The sequence below is a fragment of the Flavobacterium limnosediminis JC2902 genome, assembly GCF_000498535.1.
Lineage (GTDB): Bacteria > Bacteroidota > Bacteroidia > Flavobacteriales > Flavobacteriaceae > Flavobacterium > Flavobacterium limnosediminis.
This window is the reverse complement of sequence record NZ_AVGG01000022.1, coordinates 23,451-47,857: the sequence shown is the minus strand read 5'-3', so window position 1 is coordinate 47,857 and position 24,407 is coordinate 23,451. Positions and strand designations below refer to the sequence as shown.

Sequence of the window (24,407 nt, the reverse complement as noted above, 5' to 3'; positions counted from 1 at the left end):
CAGACTCCGCAGATTTTCGCAGATTTTGGGCATTATAAAAAGGAACATGATAGGACTTAATTTGTGGAATGTTTTTTTGCCGCAGATTTCTGAGATTTTTGCAGATTTTATGGGTGTTTAAAAAAGGGGGAGTAATTAAATAAAAAGTATGTGGAAATTTGTGTCAGGATTTTTTTAAGGCAAAAAAAGCGGATTTTTTTTAACAAAAAAAATGCTTTATAGGTAAAATCTTTCGTATATTTAACTCAGCAGTAGTGCGTTTTGGAATAATTTTGCCGTGGAAACTTTTGTTTCCGAATAGAAAAATAAATCAAAATGATTGGCCCCAAATCAATCAGAAAATCAAACTAAAGAGATGAAATCAGCAGATATTTTATTAGTTGAAGACAATGAAGGCGATATTATTCTGACCATAGAAGCCTTGGAGGAGAGTAAGATCGTAAACAAGATTGATGTTGTGCGTAACGGGAAAGAAGCCATTGACTATGTTTTCAACGATGGAAAATACAAGGATGTCACGTTACCGGATCTGATATTGCTGGATGTGAATTTACCTCTCAAAAGCGGTCACGAAGTACTTTCCATTATCAAGGAAGATGAAAGAACCAAGCACATTCCCGTAATTATGCTCACCACCTCTTCCTCTGAAAGGGATGTCAATCTCTCCTATAAGCATCATGCTAATTGTTTTATCACCAAACCTGTGGATTTAACAGATTTTTTTGAAACTGTTACGAGTATTGAGCAGTTTTGGTTTAATATTGTAAAATTACCTGTCGGAAAATAAAACAATGCATAAAGACAAAAAGAAATACAGTATAATTGTTGTCGAAGATAATGCGGGCGATTTTTTTCTCCTGCAGGACTATCTCGAAGAAATGATTCTGATTCCGGATATCATTCATGTGAAGTCTTTTAAAGAACTGGAATCGTTTCTGGGTTCGAATACGGAAGCCATCGATATCGTTTTACTCGACTTAAGTCTGCCCGATAAAAGAGGTGAAGAACTTATAAAAGATACACTGGCCCTGGTAACCACGACGCCTATCGTCGTGCTAACAGGTTATCCCGATTTTTCTTTTGCCGTAAAATCACTTGCCTTGGGTATTTCAGACTATCTTCTTAAAGATGATCTGAATGCCGCCACGCTTTACAAGAGTATTATTTACAATATTGAGCGGAACAAAAACCTGGTCAAGTTAAAGGAATCGGAACAGCGGTATTCAGATCTGTTCCATCTGAGCCCTCAGCCGATGTGGGTTTACAATCCGGAAAGCCTGCGGTTTCTGGATGTTAATCTGGCAGCACTTACCCATTACGGTTATGACTACGATGAATTTCTTTCGATGACCACAGCGGATATTACCTCCGAAACTGCCGATGAGGCCATGTTTTTTGATATCATTTCCGATAATTTCAAGGATGTTTCCCGCCACAGGAAAAAGAGCGGAGAAGTAATCTATGTTGACACAAGAAGTAATACCATTACCTATAAGGGCAGTGATTCCAAAGTGGTACTGGCGCGTGATATCACCGAGAGTTTAAAACATCTGGAGGCGATCGAAAAGCAAAACGAACAACTAGTGGAAATCGCATGGACGCAATCGCATGTGGTCCGGGCTCCTCTGGCACGCATTATGGGGCTTGTTGAACTGATGTCTGATGCGACCACACCGACCGAAGAAAAACTGGAACTGCTTCCGCATGTTTTGAATTCGGCCAACGAACTGGACGAAATCATCAGGGAAATCGTTGTGAAGTCGAAATTGATTATTCCTTAGAGGGGGTGTGAATTGCGAATTGTGACTTATGATTTGTGATTTGGAAACAAGAAGCAAGAGACAAGAAACAAGAGACAAGAGACAAGAGACAAGAGACAAGAGACAAGAGACAAGAAGCAAGAAACAAGAAGCAAGAGACAAGAAGCAAGAGACAAGAGACAAGAGACAAGAGACAAGAGACAAGAAATAATATAACATATAGGGACATTGGGAAAAAGAGGGAATACCCATTCTTGGTTTTACATAGCTTATAATTGGCTATAATTAAGTGAAAGGCCTTGAAAGAGATTCTAAAAAAGATGTTTCTATGTGGTTGAGAAAAATAAAATAAATTAAGCCCAACGGGTTAAAACAATACATTACTTATGCCGGTACGACACGTTTTTATCGTAGATGATGATCCCATTGCGGTTATGATCATGAAAAGGTTAATAGCGAAAAGTGATTTTCATCCCTCGCCGATGCCCTTTGAAAACGGCCTGACGGTGTTGAATCATCTGAAAGGAATTTATACTCCGGCTGACCAGTATGTAATTTTTCTGGATATCAATATGCCGGTGATGAACGGCTGGGAATTTCTGGATGCCATCACTGATTTTGCCGATACCGGAAATACAATCGTTTTTCTGGTAACTTCTTCTACGGATGAGGCAGACAGGGTTCGATCCGAACAGTATTCTTTAGTGGCTCGCTATTTATCTAAGCCAGTTTCTGTTGCTGCTTTGGAGGAGTTGAAGGGTAGTGTTCAGTGAGTAGTCTCAGTTTTCAGTCTCAGTTTTCAGTCTCAGTTTTCAGTCTCAGTGATCAGGATTTCCCTGTAGGGATTTTTATTTATTGTCTTTGCGGGTAGGAGTTACTTATCTGCACTATCAGGATTGCAATTCCTCACCATCAAATCCTTAAAAATTTTAAAAAACAAGGATTCAAATCCTTAAAAGTTGTATTTCCGTATTAGTATATCCAGTAAGTATTATCATCCTATGTTTGTACTTTGATAAGATTGTTTAGAAGTTCATTATTCAAGCTGTATGTCAAGACAGGTAATGCCATGATAGGTGTGCAAAAGAATGGCATTAAGGAGTATAACCTTACCCTGTATAATGTGATCCACTAAAGATTTTCTAAATATGGGAAAAACAAGAGGCTGTCCGAAAAGTAATTTCCAGACAGCCTCTTGTTTTTTTATTTTACACCATCCGTCTTTAATCATTGTAATTGGCAGCCATCCATGAAGGGAATTCTTTTCCTTTCAGGTAATAATCAAACCAAGCTTCTATCTTGTTGGTTAAGTCTTCTGTATTGGTACTTTCACTTAGGGCGTGTTCTTCGCCGGGATAGATCAACATTGTGCTTTTCTTTTTTAAGCGGCGAAGTGCCAAATAAAATTCATAACTCTGTTTCGCGTTAATCTGTAAGTCCAATTCTCCTGTCCAAATCAACAGTGGTGTATTAACCTTTGGGGTGTGAAGTACCGGTGAATTCCGCAAATATCCTTCAGTGTCTTCGAATAACGATTTACCCATACGGAACTGATGGTGTTCAAACCTCCAAAAATCGGGTTTTGAATAGTTCCATGATACCCCAAGATAAGCACTTACAAAATCGGACAGGCCTGCTCCAGATACTGCAGCAGCAAACATATCAGTTTGGGTTATGATGAAATTTGTTTCAAACCCGCCAAAGGAATGCCCGATCAATCCGATTTTGTCCCGATCGATAACTCCCATATCAATTACTGCCTGTGTAGCAGCAGTTGTACAATCTGCAGCCGAAGCCCCTGTATTGCCTATTTCATAAACTATATCCGGATACAATATAAAATATCCTTTTGTAGTGAAATTTGTATGGTTCCATCCTTCATTGTTATGCAAAGAAGGATTTAAATACTTGTGGAATTCTCTTGACTGTTTTTGGTATACATGTACTACCATTGGATATTTTTTATCCGGACTGTAATTGGCAGGATAAAAAAGTACTCCTGTTAATGGTATACCGGAAGCGTTCTTATATTTTATCTGAACAGACTTACCCCAAAAATAGTCCTGTTGCTGAGGATTACTGTTGACTATATCCTGTTGTTTTTGGTTCTTTATATTGCTTATTACCAAACGTGGAGAGACATCAAAGTTTTCCTCGACATACATCAGGTCTTGTTTGTTACCAGCCAATTGAAGCCGGCTGATTCTCATTTCTTTGTAAACTATTGGCTCTTCACCCTGTGAGCGTTGCCAATAATAATACCCCGAAGCAACATGATCTTTTCCTGTGGCTTGCAAAAGCAGTATTCCACCCGTATCAAATAACCCGGTTCTGTTGCCATCGTATTTGACTTCGGGTTTTTGAATAGCCGACTGTTCCGATATTCTGAATGTGATTTCTTTTTCTTTTCCATTGGTTAGACGGGTACATACACTTCCGTTTACCGATACCTCCCATATATCGTATTTATCATATATCAAAACGGATTTTTCATCCTTTGTAAACCCCGGGTTGCCATAGGGTATCCAATCTGAATTTAGTTCAAAATCGGGTTTTGACAATTCTGCTATCCTGCTTTGAGTGATATTGGTATGTTTATCCTTTTTTATGTCATATATAAACCAGTTGGACTCTTTGAAATAGGTGATGTACTTCCCTTTTGGAGACATTAACACCATTTGATTAGCACCTGAGTATTTTTTCAACAACAACTTTTTTGTTCCTGTTTGCAAATCAACTCCATAAAAATCGCGGTCGGCTTCTCTTTTTTCCTGTGGTTCGTAAATTTCCTGATTAGAAGTAATAGCATACGTTTGATTTCCATTGAGTGCCACATGTGGTAAATCATTGTCTGCTATCTGAAAAAAACGATTGCTATCGGGATACCAAACTGATAATTTTTCTATTTTATCCCATCCGCCAAATTGGTTTTTCAAAGGGTATAGTGATTTGTCATGGGTATTCCAAACCTGTACCGTTGCTTTGGAAGTGCCTCTTGGAAGCTGCTCTTTTTTTACGCCAAAAAATACGCGCTGCCCGTCTTCTGACATTGTTATCGGAATTAAATCGTTTGCTGAAATGTTGTAATCCTTTGGAAAATTTACTTGTTTATCCGGATTGAAAACAACTAGTTTTTTGTCCTTCAAAGTGTATCTGAACAGTTTTCCTTTGGTGTTTTGTTTCTGTTGCTGCTCTAATGGATGATGCAAAAAACAAAACGCCTGGCCGTTACTTTGCCATGCAAAATTGTGAAAGCCAAGATTGTCTTCAATTGCTACCCTATTATTTTCTAAGCTTTTGTCTGTATGTATTACCTCGACCGTATGGTGCATCCCTTTAGCCGTTACATAAGCTATTGCAGTATTTTGGGGATTGGGATACCATACTTTGACATTCTCAATACTTTTTAGTACCTGTCCTTTCCAATCCTGTACCACCAAACTATTGGTATTGTTTGCTGTTGTTTTCAGTATCGCCAAATAGTTGCCGTTTGCTGCAATTTTATAATCTGCAACATCGGAAACGGTTTGTTGTTTCCCTGTTTTAATATCCAGTATGTTTAGTTTGTTATCCGGCTGCAGACAGACAAACCACTCTTCCTTACTAAAGTTACCGTTTTTTCCTTTTGGGAATGCGGTGGTTTTTCCGTTGCGGTTTTTTACAAATAAGGTATCTTCTCCCGACTCGTATCGGAGTGCATAGCTTACCCAATTGCCATTATCTGAAATTTTATCGGGATGCAACTCACTCCATAAATGGTAGTCCTGAGCCGTTAGGTGTTTCTTTTGTTTCACCTGCCCCCATAAGGGACAGGCTACAACTAACAAAAATAAAAAAAACGAGGTGTGATATTTTATTGCTTTCATGATTAATAACCGGGGTTTTGGGGATTGAGATTTGGATTCATAAGTAATTCCGATTCGGGTAGCGGTAATAATCTATCGGTAGTGTTCCATCCGTTTTTGATTCCCGACAATGCCGCATCGAGGTTGCCTGTCCTTTTTAAATCGAAGAAACGATGCCCTAATTCGGTGAAGAATTCTACCCTTCTTTCCTGAATAATGGCTGTTATAATATCCTGTTGGGTTACAGCAACCGTATCGGGTAAACCGGCAGTATTCCTGATTTTGTTCAGATCTGTCTTGGCTCCCGCAAGGTCGCCCAATTGTGCAAGAGCTTCGGCACGTATCAGATACTGCTCTGCCAAGCGAAATATAATGGAGTATTCCTGCGACGTTCCGGTGTTTGAGAACTGTTTATATTTATAGGCGTGGTACCAAGTATCCACACCATCGGTTACGGCATTTGTCCAAAGGTTTTTACGCTCATCGCCCACTTCAAAAGCCGTCATAAGATTATTGCTTAATGCAACTACCGGAGGAGGGCCTTGGGTGAAGATAAACGTACTGCCCTCTTCCGTATTCCTGCCTTCCGATTGCGGTATGAGCTGCCAAATGGTTGTGGTACTTTCTTTCAGGAAAATGTTATCCAGATTGTTTTCCCAAACATATAAACCCGTGTTGTTTATTACCTCTGAAGCTTCATTTACTGCCGCTGCCCAATCGCCTGTATAAAGATATACCCTGGCTAATAGTGCTTTGACAGTTGCTTTGTTTGGTCTTACCCTTTCCGACGTAATGTAATCCTCCGATACCATTGAAGACGACAGCAACAAATCTGATTTTATATGTTCATAGACCTCTGCTGAAGGCATACGGGACACTATACTGTTTACCCTATAATCCGTAGTGGTGATATAAGGAATATCCCCAAAAAGATTGAGCAAATAAAAATGCAGTAACGCTCTTGTAAAATAAGCCTCTCCCAATAACTGATTTTTTTCTGCTACCGATAAAGTTGTTGAATTGGTAACGCCTTCAATAACGGCATTGGTTGCATAGATTTGGCTGTAACTGCTATTCCACATTGTTGAAATATCGGTATTGGAAGCAATCAGGGTATTGTTATAGAAATTCATCGTTCCCAGAGAGCTGTTGCCGTAAAAAGTGAGTTCATCGGTGTAATTCCCCATTTGATTGGAGACTCCGGTAACGGTTCCTGCCAGCAATCCGTTATTTCTTATCCGGGCATAAATATCGACCATGGCAGCAGTTGCCGTGGTGTAGTTTTCGAATACTGCGGGTGATGTTAATTGTGACGGTGGTAAATCTACCTCAACAAAACTATCACAAGCAGCCAATAGCCCCATTAAAGTGATACACACTAATCGCAGTCCCTGTTTTATCAGATTGTTTTTTAAAGAAGCAACATTGCCACTTATATTATGATGGTTCATGATCCTTAATTTTAATGTTAGAATGACAATTGAATTCCGGTGGTGACTATTCGCAGTGGCGGCAAGAAGCCTAAAGCGGTAAACTCGGGGTCGGCGCCTTTATAAGCCGTAAACGTTAATACGTTCTGCCCCTGCAACGAAACCTTACATTGAACATTTTTCATCCATTTCTTAGGCACTTCGTAAGACAATGCAATATTTTTGAGACGAATGAAAGAAGCGTCTGTAATTGCGGCATCGCTGCTGATGTATTTGTAAAAAGCATCTACCGCAGCACTGTTTGCTCCGGAACTGTATTGCTGGTATGGTGCCGAATCGCCCGGATTTTGCCAATGATCTGTAACCACCGTTGACTGATTGGACATTGTGCCCGGTAAAGCCAATGTGGCGGCCGTATTGTAATTTTCCTGCTTTACAAACTGGAAAAGGAAATCCAGTTGCCACTGTTTGTATTTCAGTTGGTTCTGCAAGCCTCCGTAATACTGCGGGTTCAGGTCTTTTATTGTTTTCCTGTCCTCGGTTGCGGAAATTATCCCGTCGTTATTTACATCTTCGAACTGATAAATCCCTGTTTGCGGATCTACTCCGGTAAAATGATAGACTTTTTTGATATTTAAAGGCTGTCCGATTACCAACTGGTTGGCATAGGTTGAAGTTTCCAAGCCGGGGAAGGACACCAATTTATTTTTGGTTGATGTAAAATTCAGACTTGTTGTCCAGCTGAAATCCTGTTTCTGAAAATTAACGGTTCGCAGTGTGAATTCCCATCCTTTGTTTTCGACAGCGGCATCCAGGTTTGCCTGTATGGAAGTAAACCCTGTTGTGCCCGGAAGCGGAATACCCACCAATTGGTTTGACGAGCGGTTGTTGTACCAAGCCGAAGTGAGGGTAATCCGGTCGTTGAAAAAACCGGTTTCGAGTGCCGCTTCCAACTTTTTGTTTATTTCCCAACCGAAATCGGGATTGTATAAACGTGTTGGTTGTAAACCGATAGTACCCTGATAATTGTTACCCGAAGTACTGTACGTATTTAAAAACTGATAATTCCCAATCTGGTCGTTACCTGTAGTTCCGTAGCTGGTACGCAGTTTTCCGAAACTTAAAAAGTTTACGTTATCGTTAAAAAACGTTTCGTCTGAAAAAATCCATGCCGCTCCTATGGCACCGAAATTGGCGTATTGTTTTCCGGGGCCGAAACGGCTGGAACCATCGCGACGCCCTGTGATGTTTATGATGTACCGCTTGTCCCAATTTAGGTTTACCCGACCGAAAAACGCCTGGTATTTGTATACCGTAGCCTCGTCTGTAAAAACGGAAATATCTGAAGCTGCCGACAGATTATAAATAAGGCTGTTACTTATAAAACCACTTGCCTGTTGTACCAGTTGTGCGTTGTTTTGCTGTTGGAATGTACTCCCTAAGAGCGCTTCCACTTTTGCTTTCCCAAACTGTCTGTTCCAGTTTAATTGCGGTTCTATAATCCAAGAATTACGGGAAGTGTTGTTTGCGAAAAGAATTGAATATTCGCTGCCCACACCATAAGCAGGATTGTAGATTGTTGAAGGGAACGTACTGCTCTCGGTATGGTGCAAATCCGTGTAGCCGAAACTAGATTTGAGTTCCAGATTCTGCAAGAATTTGTATGACAAAACCATATTTGTCACAAGGTCTTTTGTATTTGCCAATGACTTTCCTTCGAGATTTCGCAGTGGATTGTTAAACGTATTATTCTCCCAGTTTAGGTTTCCGTTTTCGTCGTACAGCGCGGGAGCATTGGGAGCGATTGACCATGCTTCGGGTGTTAAATCAGTCGATGGCTGGTTGTTGTCCTGTACTGTATAGCCAGCGGTGAAATTTATCCTGAACTTTTTGTTGTCTGACTCGTGGTTTAGGTTGGTATGCAAATTCCCTTTCTTATAACCGAAATCACCGGGAAAAACCGTTGTTTCCTTACCGAAATTACCGCTTACCAAAAACTGTGTTTGTGCGGTTCCCCCGGAAAGCGCCGTTTGGATATTTGTAATTTCGTTTGTACCGCCTAAGAGTGTTTTTTGCCAATCGGTATACCTATTTTGATCCCAAGTACCGTTGATGTCGTAAGCATCGGCAGGATATGTGGTGATACCGTCATTGGCATAAGCCTCGGCACGCATTTGCAGATACTGCTCGGTTTTCATCATGTCCATGAAACGTGCTACTTTACCCAAACCGCTGTTTATGCTTGTTGTGAAGGTTGTTTTGCCTTTCTTTCCTTTTTTGGTGGTGACAAGTACCACACCATTTGCTCCACGGGAACCGTAAATAGCGGTAGCATCGGCATCTTTGAGGACTTCGAGGCTTTCTATATCTCCGGGGTTTAAATTGTTTAGCGGACTTGTGAGTGCGGGCATGACCGTTGCCGTGATACCGCCACCAATCGCTTCAGAGGAATACGGAACCCCATCGATAACATACAAGGGTGCGTTACCGTTTGCCCGAAGACTGTTTTGCCCACGTATCTGAATATCGAAACCCCCACCGGAAACACCGGTGCTTTGTGTTACGGAAACCCCTGCCATTTGCCCCTGCATGGTAGCCAGCACATTGGTAACAGGTTGTTTTTCGATATCCTTCGAAGTCATTCTTGCGATACTGCCCGTGCGTTCTTTTTCCTTTACGGTATAATATCCCGCGTTGATTTTGACTTCCTGCAGGGATGTGGCATCTTCCTGTAGCTGTGCATTGATAACCGAGCGTCCGTTTACCGGGACGTAAAGCGGCTTATAGCCAATGAAAGAAATAACGAGGGTATCTGAAACTGCGGCGGCGATTTGATATTTCCCGTTTATATCGGACATAGTGCCTGTGGTTTTTCCTTTTATGGTTACAGAAGCCCCGGGGAGTGTACCGGTAGTATTGGTAATTGTACCGCTGACCTGATGTGTTTGTTGCAGGAATGCGGCATTTGGCAATGGTGCCAATGCCCTGACGGATGAACAAGTAAAGAGCATGCCTAAAATAAAGGAATACCATAGCCTGCTCCATCCCTTGTGGAATGAAAAGTTTTTCATAATATTGGTTTGGTTAAATGAAACGTTAGTTTTGTTTGCTTGGGCCTTCTGTACTTATGCGCCAACACTAGGCAGGAGGCTCTTTTTATTTAAAATTATTTTATCATAGGCGATACTGTTACTGTTTAACATTGTTTAAAACAATGCCACTATTAGCCTAAAGCAGCTAAGCCATAGTGGCATTTAGCGACACAGAAAAAATGATTTCCAGTCGTGTTTATTTAATACTTGCGAGACTGTGAAAAGAGAAGTTTTGCTTTGAAAGGAAGGAGAGTTTAGGGCATAAAAAAGCGTGGAACTCAGCTTATCCGCTATCAAGGCACTGGTATACCCTACGCACGAATAAGTGAGCCCACGCCAAGGACGTGAGCATCTTAACTTATCATCTCGTGCGTTAAAAATTACCAGTTTTTGATAACGAGATTCAAAGCGAATGCTTCAAATGTTTTCTATATGAAGGATCGCAAAAATATGTATTTCATTACAAATATAAGAAAATATTTTAAAATGCGGATTTCGCTCCGAATTATTTTTCCTATTTAAGAGTTCATTTGTAATTCTATGGTAGAAGTTAATCGCAAAATAGTTGATTTTATAGCAAATGAGTGGATTAGTCAAGCTAAATCCCAAAGGTCTTTTGCTTTAGATCACGGGATTGACGAAAAGACTGTTCGAAGCATTAAGAATGATGAGAACTATAAAATTAGTCTAGAGACAGTCATTAAAATCTGCGAGGCTAGAAATATTAAACTCTCCGACTTTTTTAAATTTATTGAATTATAAAAAAAGATACTGGTTAGACTGCCCCAAAAAGTAAGACACTAATAGGGGAAGAATTATGTTTTATGACAATTGATTATTGTTGCGGTGTTATTCTTTCTGTGTAAAATTTTAAATTTTCTTCTTTGTTGCAGGGCAAAACCGATGTATAAATAGACGATCTTCCAGTTTTTGCCTTCGAGTGTATCTGTTTTGAGCAGGATGTCTGTTTTTTGATTTTTTTCCAATGTTATTTCTTCGCTATAGTTGGTTTCGAAGGTTTCGGTTGTGGCGTCCCAGTCTGCTACTGCCATTTGGAGTTGGACGTGAGTAGCTTCTTCTTCTGGCCATTGCAGGTGTTTTTCCGGATCAAAGCCGGATAGAGTCAGGGTGTTTTCTCCCTCGTTATACTGGTAAGCGGTTTTCAGAACTTTGTCCAATGGTCTGTTTTTATTGCCTTCGAATCCGATGAGGATTTCGGGAATGTATTCCGATTTTATGCCTTCTTCAAAAGTTCGGGAACCTTTAGGGTTAACGGAATCTTCTTCAAGTATTTCTAACAGTATTTTGTTGCTGCGACCCGCGAAGCTGCCGTCTTTTGCTTTTTTGTATAGCTGCACTGCCATTTGCCGGAAACTGACTGCTTTTTTTGCACAGTAACCCCATTCTTTTCCATGATCCCTTATTCTGTCGAATATGGGGTTGTTGTTGAACTCTTCTGATGTTACACCTGTTTTTCCTTTCATCCTGGCGTAGTTGTTGCCGTCTGCGGTGACCGAAAAATTGATGTCGTCAAGGGTGCCTGAAATTTTGAAGGGAGCTATTATTTTTGCCATGGTTTGTTTTTTTTGTAGTAAAAGTATGAAAAATAGTAATTAGTGGTTAGTAGTTAGTCGTTAGTGGGGGCAGATGGTAGTTTCAGATGGGAAGGGGCAAGAGAGGGGGATTATAGAGTATAGATAATAGAGCCAAGAACCAAGAGGCAAGAGGCAAGAAACAAGAGACAAGAGACAAGAGACAAGAGATAAGAGATAAGAACCAAGAGACGATAGGGATAAGGAAGAATGTGAGAAATTTTCCTTTAATGTAGTGAGCGTGATGGTCTTTGGTGGGGTTTGGGGAAGGGTTTTCTTTCGTTTGGATGACTATTGTTATCGTGTGAATTCACAATTCTGCATAATAATTTTAAATTTCTTTTCAGTTCTTTAAAGTTTACTATATTTGGCACTAAAGGAAAAAATAATTTTTATTAAAAACGATTGCTGTCTGAATGCCTAAAAAAGGCTTTGAAAATCACTCGGTTCGGCAAATTACAGACTGATTGTTGTTTATATGTGCTCTATAGCATTCGGGCAAATGATTTACGATTTATGAAGGAATATAATGATGCGGGAGGAGCGGAGTGGGATCATGTGATTCAATCGCAAACGTCACTTTTTGATTTGCGACTGAGGGAAGTCTGGCATTACCGTGATTTGCTGGTGTTATTTGTGCGCAGGGATTTTGTGACGGTGTATAAGCAAACCATTTTGGGACCGCTTTGGTTTTTTATCCAACCCATACTTACTACTATTACGTTTACCATTATTTTTGGGAATGTGGCGCAATTGTCTACTGACGGAGCGCCTAAGGTGGTTTTTTACATGGCGGGAATTACGTTGTGGAATTATTTTTCGAATTGTCTTACCAGTGTTTCGGGGGTTTTCAATAGCAATGCGGGGATTTTCGGAAAGGTTTATTTTCCGCGTTTAATCATGCCGCTTACTATTGTGATATCCAATCTTATGAAGTTTGGTGTTCAGTTTTTACTCTTCCTGTGTTTTGTGGGGTATTTCTTTTCGCAGGGACAAATTCAGTCAAACTTATGGATACTATTAACACCGGTTGTGGTTATTTTGATGGCAGTTATCTCTATGGGAATCGGTTTGATACTATCTTCCATGACGACAAAATATAAAGATTTGAATCAGTTGATAGGGTTTGGTATTCAGTTGTTTATGTATGCCTCTCCTGTGATTTATCCGAGTTCTTCTGTTCCTACGGATTATCAATGGGTAGTTCATCTTAATCCTTTGGTAGGCTTGTTTGATTTTATGCGTTTTGCCTATCTTGGTGTAGGGAATTTTAGTCTGACGTCTTTATTGTATCCGACGTGTTTCGCTTTTGTGATATTGGCGGTGGGTGTTGTGGTGTTTAATAAGACGCAGAAAACGTTTATGGATACGGTTTAGCAATCAGAGGGCTAGAAACAAGAGACAAGAGACAAGAAAAGAAGAAGAATAAGAGTAGATAGATTTTAATGAGTAAAGTAGTAATAAAAGCAGAGGATATTTCCAAGCAATATCGTTTGGGGTTGGTGGGAACCGGTACCGTAAAAGACGATATGAAGCGTTGGTGGTACAACCTGCGCGGTAAGGAGGATCCTTTTCTGAAGATAGGGGAGGCTAACGACCGATCGGTGAAAGGAGAAAGCGATTATGTGTGGTCCCTTCGGGATATTAATTTTGAGATTCATCAAGGGGACTCTGTCGGGATTATTGGCCGTAATGGTGCCGGGAAGAGTACGCTTTTAAAAATATTGAGTCAGGTTACGCAGCCCACTACGGGTAAAATTTATACCAAGGGGCGTATTGCTTCCCTATTGGAAGTGGGCACCGGATTTCATCCCGAGATGACCGGAAGGCAAAATATTTTTCTCAACGGTGCCATTTTAGGCATGCGTAAGCATGAGATCCAGCGAAAACTTGATGAAATAATTGCCTTTTCCGGGGTGGAGCGCTATATTGATACTCCGGTAAAACGATATTCTTCGGGGATGTATGTGCGTTTGGCCTTTGCTGTAGCGGCGCATCTGGAATCGGAAATACTGATTGTAGATGAGGTATTAGCGGTGGGTGATGCGGAGTTTCAGAAGAAATGTCTTGGAAAAATGAACGATGTGAGTAAAGGTGAAGGAAGAACCGTTCTTTTTGTTAGTCATAATATGGCTGCTGTTAAGAGTTTGTGTACTAAAGGTATTGTGTTAGAAAACGGGAAAGTAGTTTTTGGAAGCGATGCTGAAAGTGCGGTAAATTATTATTTGACTAATGCTTCGCAAGTAAAAGATACTTCTATTGCAGATAGAACAGATCGTATAGGTAGTGGTGCAATAAAAGTTATTGGAATAGATTTGATCAATCAAAAAGGAGAAATTGTTGATCAAGTGATTTCTGGTGATTGGTTAAAAGTGCGATTGAATTTAAATATTAACTTAGGGGTCATTGATTATTCCAAGTTATTCGTTGGTATTGCTTTACGGGACCAAGAAGAAACCCGTGTTGTCTCTTTTTTTAGTGATGAAATGGGAACCGATTTTACGAAATTTAAAGACAAAGATTATATAGATTTAGTGATACCTCAATTTAATTTAAGGGGAGGCATGTATGATGTGGCCTTTCAATTGAGTTTGGGTTCTACTCGAGTAGACGATTTTATTGATGGGCTTGAAAAGGCAATGAATATTGACGTTTTGCCAGGTGATTTTTGGAAGTCAGGGAAATTAAATAGAACAGGGAATTATGCTATTTTAACTTCTAATTTTGAGAATTGATGTTTAAAAAAGTTTTTCAATCTTTATTTAATACAAAGGTTGATGCCATAGGGCTTTCTATTTTTAGAATGTTTTATAGTGTTGTTTTGTTTTTTGAGTTACAACAATTATATACTTTTAGAAGTATCATTTATGACAAAGAACCATCAAAATATGTTGGAGAATTAGATGTAAGTTTTATCTTTTATTTTTGGTTTGTTGTAGTCGCTTTTTTATTTTTAGGAGTGTTTACCCGGTATATTACGCTGCTCAATTATATTTTTGGAGTAATAATTTTTAGTTCGGCTATAAAGTTTGAATATCATGTGTTTTATGCTTATGTAGGGATTAATTTTTTATTAATATTTATGCCAGTTTCAAGAGTTTTGTCTCTTGATAGTTTATTACAAAAATTGAAATACTCCACTTTATACAAACCCTTTATTGTTGATAGAAAAGTATTAAAGATTAATTATGTTGTTCCCGTATTTGTAGCAATTGGGTTAGTGTATTTTGATTCTATTTTTCACAAATTTTCCAGCAAAATGTGGATGGATGGGCTAGGGGTTTGGTTGCCTTCCAGCTTGCCAATGGTTACATGGAATGATGCCAGTATTTTACTGAATCAAAAATGGTTAATGCTTTTTTTAGGCTATTTGGTTTTGGTTTTTGAAACCGTTTTTATATTCCTGTTTTGGTTTAAAAAGTTTAGATTGCCATTTTTTATATTAGGTGTTTTTTTTCATGTCGGAATTTTAATAGCCTATCCTATTCCTTGGTTTGCGTTAACAGTTATCGCTGTTTATTTATTGTTAGTTCCTGTTAAGTATTGGAAATTTCTTGCGTCAAAAATTAAGTGTAAAAAAACATCTTATACTTTTTATTATGATGCCGAATGTCCTTTATGCAACAAAGTAGTAATAATAATTCGTCATTTTGATGTTTTTAATACAGTTGATTGTTTGACGGTTCAAGGTAACTATAAAAATAACCCTTATTTGACAACTTATGAAGAAGAGTCTTTGTTAATAAATATTCATGGAGTAACAAATTCCGGTAAAGTTGCCTCAGGTTTTTGGGCTTATGTAGCTTTGTTGAAAGCTATGCGTTACACCTACATGTTAGGTTTGATTGCTTCGCTTCCTTTAATTTCTTCAGTTGGACAAAAAATATATAATTACATAGCAGGGAACAGGCTAACGGAACGTTGTACTTCTGAAAATTGTGCTATACCTGTTTATATGCCGTCACCAAACGAGCGTGATGATTTTTTACTTAAAGGATGGAATCAAATTCGCCTTACTGGAGCTTTCTGGAAGTTTGTCATTTTAGTTTTAAGTTTTGGACAACTTTTAATGATTTGGTTTTCTCCATTTATTCAAAATAATATGCCTAAAGTTACTCATTTAAATAAAATTGTTACTATTCCCTATGAAAGTTCAAAATGGTTTTATGAAGATTACATAGGTATTACACATCATGCAGTGTTTATGTATGGCTATCATTTTGAAAAATACAATTATAATTTTAAAATTGAAGCAGTAGACGCAAACTCAAAAAGTAATGTTGTTCCGCTGTTAAATGAGGAAGGATTAGTAAAAAATAGTTTTGCAAATGGAGCTTTGTGGGTAAATTATACTTTTAGGGTTAATAGCCCTAGATTTAAATTGAAACAATTTGAAGAATGTATAGTGCCCTATTTAAAATATTATCAAAATACTAAATCAGAACAAATTTCTCATTATAAAATCTATATGAAATCTATTAAACCTGTTGAAAATTGGAAAAAAAATTTCTTGAAAAATCAAATTAATAAAAAGTGGGAAGAAATAGGTAAAATTGAAGTAAATGAAGGTGATTTTTATTATGTCTGGAATAGAGAATTGTTAGAAATTAATAATTAAAAAAAATGGAAAATAAACCTTCATTTTATCATAATAATAGAAGATTTTACAATTGGGTAGTTTATGACGTTGCTGATGAATTTATAACCAAATATTCAAATCATTACCAAGGTGTTTTATATGATTTAGGTTGTGGAACAAAACCTTATGAAGAATATTTCAAACAGTTTTGTAACTCCTATGTTGGGGTCGATTGGTCCAATACATTACATGATTTAAAAGCAGATATAGTTGTTGATTTAAATAAGGTGTTTCCAATTGATGATGAAGTTGCTGATACTTTAGTGTCATTCTCCGTTATGGAACATTTGTGCGAGCCTCAGTTGTTTTTGAATGAGTCCTATAGGATATTAAAAAAGGATGGTGTTTTCGTTTTGCAAGTACCTTTTATGTGGCATGTGCATGAAGAGCCTTTTGATTTTTATCGCTATACAATATATGGACTTAAATATATGTTTGAAAAGGCAGGTTATACAAATATTGAAGTTGAAGCATCAACTGGTTTTTGGGTGAATTGGTTTTTGAAATTAAATTATCAATTAATAAGAGTATTGCCGGGCAACTCTTTAAAAAAGAAATTATTAAGAAGTGTTTTGAAGCCATTTGTAAAATACAATCAAAAATTAGCTGTTTATTTAGATAGAAGATGGCCTAAAACAGATAAAGAGACACAGGGCTATTGGGTTGTTGCTAAGAAATAGATTAAAGCAGAAAACAGCCATCTATAATTCCATTTTATAAAATGAAGAAAATAATTTGATCTTATTGCAGTTGTAGATGAAATTATTAATACTGATAAAAATTAAGATGTCAAAAAATCGTTTTTCACCTTATTAATTAAAATTAGAATGAAAATACTTGTAACAGGCGTTTATGGTTTTTTAGGTTTTCATTTGGCTAATTTTTTAGCTGAAAAACATGAAGTTTTTGGGTTATATCATATAAATAAAAGAGAAGGACTATCCAATGCAGTTTGCGTTTTTTCTGAACTTTCACAGCTCAATATACAACCTGATGTTGTTGTGATGTGTCATGCCGCAGTAGCTTCAGGTACTACTGTTTTGTCTGAAAATGAATTGGAAATTGGAAATGTATCTTTAACCCGAGAGATTCTTAATTATTTTCCTAAGGCTAAATTTATTTATATTTCTACAGTTGCTGTTTATGGGGATTCAGAGGTAATACTTACGGAAAATACAAAAGAGAATCCACAATCCACTTATGCATTATCAAAATTAAAGGCTGAGCAGTTGGTGCAAAAGAGTCCTTTACACGCTATTATTCGATTTTCTTCTTTGTATGGAAATGGAATGAAAGAAAATACAATTATCCCAATTTATTGTAAACAAGCGTTACATGACGGTAAAGTTTCAGTATGGGGTGATGGTACACGATTACAGAATTATATTCATGTTCGTGATGCGGTAAGTTTGATTCATAAAATAATTCAGAATACTATAGAAGTTGATTTTCCAGTATTAGGCGTAAGTAATAAAGAATATGCAAATGTTAAATTGGCAGAATTAATTGGCGCTTACACAGATTCAGAAATTGTTTTTGAAGGGAGTGATTTTTCAAAATCAGTTCAATATAACAACACTATTTCACAAAAAGCTGTAAATTGGCATCCTAAGACGGATTTAGAGACAGGAATAAAACAATTTTTAGAATGGAGGAGAAAACAGTTTTAGTTACTGGAATCGGAGGCAATGTTGGACAAGGGGTGTTACGTAATATTAGAGATTTAAATTATAATATTTACCTTATTGGAACTGATATTGCAAACTTTACAGCGGGTAACCATTTGTGTGATGTTACTTATCAAGTTCCTTATTCTTATGATGCTGATTTTATCAAAGTAATTGCTGACTTAGTTGGCAAGCACAATGTAAACTTGATACTTCCTACAACTGATTATGAGGCGTATTATTTGTCTTTACATCGAGATAAAATCAAGGCAGAAATAGCTGTAAGTGAAGCTGCAACAGCCAAAATATATTTAGATAAATACTTGACTTTTAAGCACCATTTTGCTTTAAAAATACCATTTGCTAAAACTTGGCTGCCCAGTGAATATGAAAATGATGAGAGTGAAATTATTGTAAAACCAAGGGAGGGAAGAGGATCAAGAGGAATTGAAATAAATCCAAAAAATCCTAATGCTTTTTCTGATGACTATTTAATTCAACCGTTACATAAAGGAAAAGAAATTACGACTGCTTTTTATGTAAAGAGAAATGGAGCTTTACACGGTTTGTTTACCATGGAACGTGAACTTGCCAATGGAGCTACTTCAAAGTCCAGAACTTGTAAAGATTATGATTCCGCTTTGGAAGTCATTATTCTGCAAATGATTTCCCACACAGGATTACGAGGCAGCATTAATCTGCAAAGTATTGTTGAAGAAGATGGAACGATAGTTCCCTTTGAAGTAAACTGTCGTATCTCCGGAACAAACTCAATTCGTCATAATTTAGGATTTCAAGATATTAAATATACCCTTCAAGAATATTTATATCAACAAGAACCAGATATTGTTGCACCGATTGAAGGAATAGCAGTCAGACTGTTGTATGATGTAATTTATCCGAAAGTCTCAAATGAAGACGGTTTAAATAATAATTCCAGTAACTTTAAAATCTACTAACTATGAAATATTTGCTTTTGGATGTTTCTGGAACCCTTTTATATAAGCCTGTTTTGTTTAAGAAAATTGAAGATGTTTTATTTGATTTTGGATATGTAATTCCTATTTCAAAAATTAAATACCATCATAAATTACTTTCAGAAACTATCCACTTTCCTGACAGAACTGACGAAATTTTTTATAATTTCTTTAATTCTGAACTATTATTGTCTTTGGGTGTTATTCCTAATCCTATAATTTTGAAGACACTTTTTTCATCATGCTCTTATCTGCCATGGGAGAAATATGAAGATACGATTGTTTTGGAAGACTTTCCATTACCTATAGGGATTCTATCTAACTTCAATAATTCATTAGAAAATAAGTTACATCAGTTTTTTGGTACTGTTTTTTTAGATATTTTTATTTCGGAAGTTGTAGGATTTGCTAAGCCTTCTATCGAATTTTATAAGTATGCATTGAATAAATTGGAGCTTTTACCAGAAGAAATTATATATGTAGGAGATTCGTATAAATTAGATTTTAAACCTGCTAATGAATTAGGAATTACTACTCTTGTGATCGATAGAGATGGATTTTATCCTGAAAGTAAAACTACCATTCGATCGTTGTTTGATTTAAAAAATAAATTGGTTAAATGAAAACACTTGCTATAATAGGTTCGGGTGACTTAGGTCAGCAAATGGCACATTATGCGCTTAGCGATAAGCATTATGGTAAAGTGTTTTTTTTTGATGATTTTACCACACAAACTGAAGTAAATGGTTGCAGGGTCTTAGGTAAAACGTCGGATGTTATCAGCTCATTTGAAGACAAGCAATTTGATGAATTGCTAATTGGGATTGGTTATAAGCATTTACAAGTTAGAAAAGACCTATTTGAAACCTTTTCTACAGCTATACCCTTCGGGACAATTATTCATTCCAGTTCTTGGGTTGATGACACAGTTGTAATTGAAAAGGGGTGTGTTGTTTATCCAGGTTGTATAATTGATGCAAAAACTGTAATACGAGCCAATACTGTTTTAAATATAGCTTGCAGTATTGCACATGATACTGAAATTGGTTCGCATTGTTTTTTATCGCCAAGAGTAGCCATTGCAGGATTTGTAAACATTGATGAATGTTGTGTTTTAGGCATCAACACAACCATAATTGACAATGTTAAAATTGTTGCACATACTCAATTAGGAGGAGCAACTGTAGTTATAAAATCAATAAATAAAAGTGGATTATTTGTAGGTAATCCAGCCAAATTTGTACGCTAATGATTCCATTCAATAAACCTTTTTTAACGGGTAAAGAGACTTACTATATAGAACAAGCCGTTCAGTCCGGAAAGATTTCAGGTAACGGTGTTTTTACTCAAAAATGTCAGGCTTTTTTTGAAAATCAGTATGGATTTAAGAAAGCTTTGTTGACGACTTCGTGTACCGACGCTTTGGAAATGTGTGCTTTGTTGATAGGCTGCGGCCCTGAGGATGAAATTATTGTGCCTTCTTATACTTTTGTTTCTTCTGCGTTGGCTTTTGTGCGTCAGGGAGTCAAAGTTGTATTTGCCGATTCTGAAGCTCAAAATCCAAATCTTGATGTTTCAAAATTAGAAACTTTAATTACACCCAAAACCAAAGCCATTGTTGTAGTTCATTATGCAGGAGTAGCAGTTGACATGGATGAGGTTATGCGGTTGTCTCGAAAGTATAATTTGGTTGTGATTGAAGATGCTGCCCAAGCTATCGATTCTTACTACAAAGGAAAACCATTAGGAAGTATTGGGCATTTAGCTGCGTTCTCTTTTCATGAAACTAAAAATGTTATTGCCGGAGAAGGAGGTTTGCTAGCCATTAATGATAAAAAATATGTAGAGCGTGCCGAAATTATTTGGGAAAAAGGAACCAATCGCGCTTCTTTTTTTAGAGGAGAAATTAATAAATACGGATGGGTAGATACAGGTTCATCGTTTTTACCTTCCGAAATTATAGCTGCCTTTTTATGGGCACAATTGGAAAATTTAGTAGCCATTCAAAATAAGAGAAAAGTTCTTTGGGATTCTTATTGTGATGGATTAAAATCTTTGGAAGAAAAAGGGAAACTACATTTGCCTCAAATTCCGGAATATGCCTCTAACAATGCACATATGTTTTATTTGGTATGCGATTCTTTATCAACCCGTACATCACTGATTACTAATTTGAAGGAGAAAAATATTCATGCAGTATTTCATTATTTGAGTTTGAACAAAAGTGATTTCTACTTGAAAGATAATAAAAATGTAACCTTGTCAAATGCCGATCGTTTTTCAGATACTTTAGTAAGATTGCCATTTTACTACGATTTAACGACAACCGAGCAACAAAAAGTAATTCAAGCTATTCAAGATTTTTATGCCTAAAGAATGCCAAATATTTCATATTTGTGAAGACGAAAAGTTTATCAATTCGGCTATTGAACAGTTTGAACATTGTTTTCAAGGATGTAATACGTTTTATGTTTTACCAATTTCTTTGGAGGAAAACTTTAAACATGTAAAAATTCAAGATTTTGTACATAAAACAACTCCTGAAACATTAATTAAAATCAGCACAACTTTACCAGAAAAGGCAATTATTGTATTGCATAGTTTGTCGCCTCGGTTTTATGATTTTGTGTTACGACTTCCTAAATCGGTTAAAGTGATTTGGTTTTGTTTTGGTTTTGAGGTGTACAATGATGCTAACTATTTTAAAAACAGTTATTTATTGGATGTAATAACCCGTAAAAAATTCCCAGAACGAGTACTTTCTTCAAAAGAAAAACTCATGGAGCAAGCTCGACCTTTTTATCGTTTGGTTAAACCTAGTTTACCTTTATCTCCAAAAGAATACAAACACGAAGTAATCAAACGTATTGATCATTTAGGAAGTTCTTTTGAAGAAGAGTTTGCACAAGTTTGTAAAATAATAAAGCAAAAGAAAATTTTTTTCGATTTTTGGTATTATCCATTAGAACAAATATTAGATGTTACTTCTGAAATAACTATTGATAAAAAAAGTATAATCATTGGTAACTCTGGTTTTAAAACAGGTAATCATTTGGATGTTTTTAATACAATTAAAAATTATCCATTAGATAACATTGATATTATTGTGCCTTTAAATTACGGAGAGTCAAAATATATACAAGAAGTTTTATCCCAAGGAGAAAAGTATTTTTTAGATACATTCAACCCCTTGTTGGATTATATGCCTTTAGCAGACTACAATGCCATTCTAGAATCGGTTGGAGTAGCTATTTTAAACAATAAACGCCAACAAGCTGTAGGAAATACGATTGCCTTATTATGGTTTGGAGCTAAAGTTTTTTTGAGCCATAAGAATCCTTTTTATAATTATTTAAAACGCATTGGAATTCATGTGTATTGTTACGAAACCGAATTAAATGCCAAAAGTAGTGCGCAATTTTTATCTTTGGAAGAAATTGAACGCAATAGAAAGTTGTTGTTTAAAAAATTAAATAAGGAATGTTTAGCAGAATTGTTGAAAAATCAGATTTTAAAAATAAATGCATAATCACTTGGTTTCCATAATTATTCCTACATATAACCGTGCTCATTTAATTAGTGAGACCTTGGATAGTGTACTTGCCCAAACCTATACCGACTGGGAGTGTATTGTAGTTGATGATGGTTCAACTGATACTACCGAGGAAGTGGTAATGGATTATGTAGCTAAAGATACTCGATTTCAATTTAATATACGACCAAAGAACGCGATTAAAGGAGCTAGCTCATCAAGAAATTATGGATTATCTCTTTGTAAAGGATCGTATGTTTTATTTCTTGATTCTGATGATTGGTTGCTCCCGCATTGTATTTCACAAAGAACAAGTTTTATGTTTGAAAACCCAGATTTGAGCTTTATGGTTGTTCCAATGAATACAAAAGGTAATGATAATGTTGTCAGAGTTAAAAATATTCCATTATGTGATGATTATTTGAGAGAATTCTTGTCTTACAGATTGTATTGGGGAATAATGTGTACATTTTGGAAGAAAAATTCGTTAGTTGAATTAGGAGGTTTTAACGAACACTATCCTAGGTTAAACGATCCTGAAATTCATATTCGCGGAATGTTACATTTTAAAGACAGCTATTTTATTGCTAACAATTTTCCAGCGGATTCCATTTATAGAATGGAAGAGCAAAAAAAAGGGAAGAAGTTTAGTATTAAATACATTGCTTCTTTGACTTTATTTCTTAGGGATATTGTAAAAGAATTAAATGATAATAACTATCAAAATTATAGGACTTATCTAAAATATTACTTGGTTGACTATTTAAAGAATTTTTCCTATTGTATCCCAATAAAAGAGAATTTGAAATTATTAACGTTAGCAAAAAAAAAAGAAATTATCAATGTTAAAGAGTACTTGTTGATAATGTTTTGGTCTGTAATTAGAGTTGTTCATTTTAAGATTACGAACTATTTGAATTCAAAATTGAACGTTTCAATTTATACAATTATAAAACTTTCTAAATGAACCCCTTAGTTTCAATAATAATTCCTTGTTACAATCAAGCTAATTATTTGCCTATTAGTCTGGCTAGTGTGTTATTGCAAACTCATGCGAATTGGGAGTGCATTATCATAAACGATGGTGCAACAGATAATACAAAAGAAATTGCTGAGGAATGGTGTCAAAAAGACAACAGATTTACATATGTTGAAAAAGACAACGGAGGTTTAAGCAGTGCTAGAAATTCAGGATTAGATTTAGCCAAAGGCGATTATATTCAATTTTTAGATGCTGACGATATTCTTGTTAATACAAAATTATCTGACTCATTAGAGTTGCTAAAAGATAATGAGTTTATTATAATCTCTAACTTCGCTTCTTTTGAAGATTTTAAAGGAGGACAATTAATCCCCCCCTATTGTAAATTAACGCAAGAGAAATTAAATTTTTCTTCTATTTTACATAAATGGGATATTACTTTTACGATACCGATTCATTGTGGTTTTTTTCCAAAAGTACTTTTTGAAACTATTCGTTTTAACGAAACGTTAAAAGCAAAAGAAGATTGGTTATTTTGGATACAAATAGCCCAAAAAAACATTGCTTTTCTTTATTTAGATAAAATGTTAGCTTTGTATAGAAAGCATCCAGCCAGCATGACCAAAAATAAAGGGCACATGTTTTCCAATCGAATAACGTTTTTTGATGCTTTAGAAAATTACATTCCAAGTGAGGAATACAAAAGCTTCTTTTTGCATCGTTTACAAGATAATTATGAGTACATTCATCAATTGAAAAAGCAAAATAGCGATTTAAAAAAATCCAACACTTATCAATTCGGATTGCTGTGCAAAAAAGTACTTAAAAGAATACGATTGTTGCCTATTGCCAAAAGAGTCTTTAAGAATTTAGTTCCTTTAAAAAGATAAT

Annotated in this window: 20 protein-coding genes; 16 read left to right on the top strand and 4 right to left on the bottom strand. The window is 36.4% G+C overall.

The annotated features are described in order from the left end of the window. The first annotated feature begins 355 nt into the window (after positions 1-355). The 3 genes from FLJC2902T_RS14395 to FLJC2902T_RS14385 all read left to right on the top strand — a co-directional run bounded on the left by FLJC2902T_RS14395 (position 356) and on the right by FLJC2902T_RS14385 (position 2,533). Positions 356-787: a response regulator gene (locus FLJC2902T_RS14395; protein ID WP_023580533.1), complete on the top strand. Its 432-nt coding sequence runs from the start codon at positions 356-358 to the stop codon at positions 785-787. Positions 788-791: 4 nt separating this feature from the next. Next, entirely contained in the window at positions 792-1,781 is a 990-nt protein-coding gene (locus FLJC2902T_RS14390; protein WP_023580532.1) for a response regulator, read from the top strand. Positions 1,782-2,146: 365 nt separating this feature from the next. Then, entirely contained in the window at positions 2,147-2,533 is a 387-nt protein-coding gene (locus FLJC2902T_RS14385) for a response regulator (RefSeq protein ID WP_023580531.1), read from the top strand. Positions 2,534-2,983: 450 nt separating this feature from the next. Here the strand turns inward: FLJC2902T_RS14385 and FLJC2902T_RS14375 are convergent, their stop codons facing one another. From FLJC2902T_RS14375 to FLJC2902T_RS14365, 3 genes are read right to left on the bottom strand one after another with little or no spacing between them, the layout of a single operon-like run. After that, positions 2,984-5,626, bottom strand: coding sequence for an alpha/beta hydrolase family protein (locus tag FLJC2902T_RS14375; RefSeq protein ID WP_023580530.1), 2,643 nt, complete (start codon positions 5,624-5,626; stop codon positions 2,984-2,986). A 2-nt stretch (positions 5,627-5,628) separates the two neighbouring features. Beyond that, positions 5,629-7,056 (bottom strand): RagB/SusD family nutrient uptake outer membrane protein, encoded by a 1,428-nt coding sequence (locus tag FLJC2902T_RS14370; RefSeq protein ID WP_023580529.1) that lies wholly within the window; start codon positions 7,054-7,056, stop codon positions 5,629-5,631. Between the two features lie 17 nt (positions 7,057-7,073). After that, positions 7,074-10,106 carry a SusC/RagA family TonB-linked outer membrane protein gene (locus tag FLJC2902T_RS14365; protein ID WP_035678996.1) on the bottom strand — a complete coding sequence of 1,011 codons (3,033 nt, stop codon included), beginning with the start codon at positions 10,104-10,106 and terminating at the stop codon, positions 7,074-7,076. Positions 10,107-10,667: 561 nt separating this feature from the next. Between FLJC2902T_RS14365 and FLJC2902T_RS14360 the strand changes: the two genes are divergently transcribed. After that, positions 10,668-10,889 carry a helix-turn-helix domain-containing protein gene (locus FLJC2902T_RS14360; RefSeq protein ID WP_035678994.1) on the top strand — a complete coding sequence of 74 codons (222 nt, stop codon included), beginning with the start codon at positions 10,668-10,670 and terminating at the stop codon, positions 10,887-10,889. Positions 10,890-10,942: 53 nt separating this feature from the next. Here FLJC2902T_RS14360 and FLJC2902T_RS14355 read toward each other — a convergent pair whose 3' ends face one another. Beyond that, on the bottom strand, positions 10,943-11,701 hold the full coding sequence (locus FLJC2902T_RS14355) for a hypothetical protein (protein WP_023580527.1): 759 nt from the start codon (positions 11,699-11,701) through the stop codon (positions 10,943-10,945). Between the two features lie 534 nt (positions 11,702-12,235). On the opposite strand from FLJC2902T_RS14355, the gene FLJC2902T_RS14350 reads away from it, so the two are divergent. The 12 genes from FLJC2902T_RS14350 to FLJC2902T_RS14295 all read left to right on the top strand — a co-directional run bounded on the left by FLJC2902T_RS14350 (position 12,236) and on the right by FLJC2902T_RS14295 (position 24,406). Further along, complete coding sequence (locus FLJC2902T_RS14350; protein ID WP_023580526.1) at positions 12,236-13,096, top strand: ABC transporter permease; 861 nt, start codon at positions 12,236-12,238, stop codon at positions 13,094-13,096. Between the two features lie 68 nt (positions 13,097-13,164). After that, a complete protein-coding gene (locus FLJC2902T_RS14345; RefSeq protein WP_023580525.1) occupies positions 13,165-14,454 on the top strand; it encodes an ABC transporter ATP-binding protein in 1,290 nt (429 codons plus the stop codon). After that, positions 14,454-16,337: a DCC1-like thiol-disulfide oxidoreductase family protein gene (locus FLJC2902T_RS14340; RefSeq protein WP_035678991.1), complete on the top strand. Its 1,884-nt coding sequence runs from the start codon at positions 14,454-14,456 to the stop codon at positions 16,335-16,337. Before FLJC2902T_RS14345 ends, FLJC2902T_RS14340 begins: the two co-directional genes overlap by 1 nt. 5 nt (positions 16,338-16,342) lie before the next feature. Further along, positions 16,343-17,038: a class I SAM-dependent methyltransferase gene (locus FLJC2902T_RS14335; RefSeq protein WP_023580523.1), complete on the top strand. Its 696-nt coding sequence runs from the start codon at positions 16,343-16,345 to the stop codon at positions 17,036-17,038. Between the two features lie 147 nt (positions 17,039-17,185). Next, positions 17,186-18,028 (top strand): NAD-dependent epimerase/dehydratase family protein, encoded by an 843-nt coding sequence (locus FLJC2902T_RS14330; protein WP_023580522.1) that lies wholly within the window; start codon positions 17,186-17,188, stop codon positions 18,026-18,028. Further along, complete coding sequence (locus tag FLJC2902T_RS14325) at positions 18,007-18,984, top strand: ATP-grasp domain-containing protein (RefSeq protein ID WP_035678988.1); 978 nt, start codon at positions 18,007-18,009, stop codon at positions 18,982-18,984. Before FLJC2902T_RS14330 ends, FLJC2902T_RS14325 begins: the two co-directional genes overlap by 22 nt. Positions 18,985-18,986: 2 nt before the next feature. Next, positions 18,987-19,625, top strand: coding sequence for an HAD family hydrolase (locus tag FLJC2902T_RS14320; RefSeq protein ID WP_023580520.1), 639 nt, complete (start codon positions 18,987-18,989; stop codon positions 19,623-19,625). Beyond that, positions 19,622-20,251 carry an acetyltransferase gene (locus FLJC2902T_RS14315; RefSeq protein ID WP_035678986.1) on the top strand — a complete coding sequence of 210 codons (630 nt, stop codon included), beginning with the start codon at positions 19,622-19,624 and terminating at the stop codon, positions 20,249-20,251. The genes FLJC2902T_RS14320 and FLJC2902T_RS14315 overlap by 4 nt, the downstream gene beginning before the upstream one ends. Beyond that, a complete protein-coding gene (rffA, locus tag FLJC2902T_RS14310; protein WP_035678984.1) occupies positions 20,251-21,375 on the top strand; it encodes a dTDP-4-amino-4,6-dideoxygalactose transaminase in 1,125 nt (374 codons plus the stop codon). The genes FLJC2902T_RS14315 and rffA overlap by 1 nt, the downstream gene beginning before the upstream one ends. Beyond that, the gene (locus FLJC2902T_RS14305) at positions 21,368-22,531 is read left to right on the top strand and encodes a TDP-N-acetylfucosamine:lipid II N-acetylfucosaminyltransferase (protein WP_035678982.1); all 1,164 of its coding nucleotides are present in this window, start codon (positions 21,368-21,370) and stop codon (positions 22,529-22,531) included. The genes rffA and FLJC2902T_RS14305 overlap by 8 nt, the downstream gene beginning before the upstream one ends. Then, complete coding sequence (locus tag FLJC2902T_RS16095; RefSeq protein ID WP_023580517.1) at positions 22,524-23,501, top strand: glycosyltransferase family 2 protein; 978 nt, start codon at positions 22,524-22,526, stop codon at positions 23,499-23,501. Before FLJC2902T_RS14305 ends, FLJC2902T_RS16095 begins: the two co-directional genes overlap by 8 nt. Next, positions 23,498-24,406: a glycosyltransferase family 2 protein gene (locus tag FLJC2902T_RS14295; RefSeq protein WP_051364426.1), complete on the top strand. Its 909-nt coding sequence runs from the start codon at positions 23,498-23,500 to the stop codon at positions 24,404-24,406. Before FLJC2902T_RS16095 ends, FLJC2902T_RS14295 begins: the two co-directional genes overlap by 4 nt. Position 24,407: the final 1 nt, after the last annotated feature.